Raw genomic sequence first — 2,088 nt, 5'->3', positions numbered from 1 at the left:
GGCAGGGCCTTGTCGAACAGGCGCTTGCCGTCCCTGTTCAGGGCGGTGGCCCAGTGGTCGGACTTGCCGACATCGATTCCGATGAACACATCGATCTCGTCGGTGCGCATCGCGGTGCTCCTTCGTCTCGCAGGACACGGGGCCAGCCTCGAGCGGCTGGTCCCGCACCCACGTTACGAAAGGACTCGAGTCTCGGTCCGTTCCCCTGATCAGCGGTGAACCAGCAGCCCTGCGGCGGCCGGTGACAACACCCCCCGGATCATTGTGAAGACAGGGGCAAGACATCATGCCGACCACCGCTGGCCCGGCCACCGGCATCCCTACACCGGCAACCACCAACAAGGTAACGGGGCGTTAGCGCCGTCGTCGGCCACCGCAGGCGGGGACCGTCACTTCCTCACGGTGATGGACCAGGAGGCCTCGCCGGTCCTCGTGAACTCGGTGACCTCGTAACCGTTGTCGGCGGCCCAGGCGGGCAGGGACTGGGTGCCCTGGGTGCAGTCGAAGCCGATGACGAGCTCGTCCCCGGGCTCGAGGTCGGCCATGGCGTCCTCGGCCTCGACGACGGGGAAGGGGCAGACGAGGCCCTCGGTCTCCAGGATGGTGCGCATGGTTGTTCTCCTTGTGGTCGGTGGGTGGGCTGCTCGTGGAGCAGCGCGAGCGGATGAGTGGCGGGAGCGCTGGGAGCCGACGCGGATCGCTGGAGCGCAGGTCCTGGCGCTCGGTCTCAGCGGGCGACGGCGGGGCTGGACGCCGAGACGGTCTGGTCGGGGGAGACGGGAGCCGGTGCGGCGAGGGCCTCGGCGCGGGCGGCGGCCCGGGCGCGGCGGCGCTGCTCGCGCGGCCGGATGATGGTGACGTAGGCGGCCGCGCCGGCGCCGACCACCTGGAACACGAGGGCGAGCCAGCCCTGCCAGGACAGCAGCGAGGTCTGGACGAGGCCGTTGCCGATGGAGCAGCCGCCGGCCCAGGCGGCGCCGACGCCCATGAGCAGACCGCCCGCGATGGAGCGCTCGATGACGGTGGCGGAGGGGACGCGGACGCGGAACTCGCCGGAGGCCTTCGCGGAAAGGAAGGAGCCGAGCAGGATGCCGAGGATGAGGAGCACGCCCCAGTCGACCTTCGAGGCGTCGCCGGTCACGAGGTAGCCGACGAGGTTCGAGGACGGGGTGGTGATGCCGAGGCCGTCGTGGCGGCCGCTCGCCCAGGACGCGGGCCAGGCGATGATGGCGATGAGGCCGACGAGGACGCCGGTGACGAGCGGGTTCCAGGCCCTCTCGAAGAGGAGGTGGTTGAGGCCGGTGCGCTCGGCGGGGAGCTGGAGGCTCACGGGACGGGCCTTGGCCAGGCCGCGCTGCCAACGCACGAGCGCGGCGACGATGACCGTGAGGAGGAGGACGCCGACCCAGTCGGGCAGGCCGATCGTGGCCGGCAGGGTCGTGAGGCTCGTCTTCCCGATGGACTTGGCCCAGTCGGTGAGGGGTGCCAGGACGCCGGTCTTGGAGGCAGCGGCCGCACCGGCGTAGGCGATGAGCGCGAACCAGGAGCCGACGAGGCCCTCGCCGGCGCGGTAGTAGGTGCCGGTGGCGCAGCCTCCAGCGAGGACGATGCCGACGCCGAAGAGGAAGGATCCGACGACGACGGCGAAGACGTTGAGCGTGGGGATCTCGGGGGTGATGACGCCGGCGGCGGTGAGGAGCGCGACGCCGACCGCCTGCACCGTGATGGCGAGGAGGAAGGCGGTGAACCAGCGCCAGGAGTGGGAGACCCACAAGTCGCGGTAGGCGCCGGTGATGCAGAAGCGGCCGCGCTGGAGGACGAGGCCGAGGACGGCTCCGACGAGGAGTCCGGTGATGATCATGGTGGTCCTGGTCCGGCCCGTGACCGCAGGCGTTGCGGCAGGGCCTTGCTCGGGACGCGGGGGAGAGGGTGCTCGCCGACGGCGTGCTCCGCCCCTCACCCGCGCGAACGGGGTGGGGTGGGGATTCGCCTGGCCGGGCGTGGACGTGCGGCGTGGGGGGGGGCGGGGGGGGGGGGCCCGGGGGGGGGGGGGGGGGGGGGGGGGGGGGGGGGCCCCCCCCGGAGGCC

The 2,088-nt window shown here is 72.4% G+C and carries 2 protein-coding genes; both read right to left on the bottom strand.

The genetic code is table 11. The features are described from left to right. Positions 1–389: 389 nt before the first annotated feature. The gene (locus IXW69_RS07545) at positions 390–611 is read right to left on the bottom strand and encodes a sulfurtransferase TusA family protein (RefSeq protein ID WP_194785740.1); all 222 of its coding nucleotides are present in this window, start codon (positions 609–611) and stop codon (positions 390–392) included. A gap of 116 nt (positions 612–727) precedes the next feature. Further along, complete coding sequence (locus tag IXW69_RS07540; RefSeq protein WP_194785739.1) at positions 728–1,861, bottom strand: YeeE/YedE family protein; 1,134 nt, start codon at positions 1,859–1,861, stop codon at positions 728–730. Between the last annotated feature and the right edge of the window lie 227 nt (positions 1,862–2,088).

Origin of the sequence: Actinomyces haliotis, from assembly GCF_015355765.1 — a bacterium.
Classification (GTDB): Bacteria; Actinomycetota; Actinomycetes; order Actinomycetales; family Actinomycetaceae; genus Actinomyces; species Actinomyces haliotis.
Note: the sequence above shows the minus strand (reverse complement) of the source record. Positions and strands in the feature narration are given on the sequence as shown.

Bases quoted from the DNA above. Each gene is read 5' to 3' on its own strand.
- IXW69_RS07545 (WP_194785740.1), bottom strand. From the start codon at position 611: ATGCGCACCATCCTGGAGACCGAGGGCCTCGTCTGCCCCTTCCCCGTC.
- IXW69_RS07540 (WP_194785739.1), bottom strand. From the start codon at position 1,861: ATGATCATCACCGGACTCCTCGTCGGAGCCGTCCTCGGCCTCGTCCTC.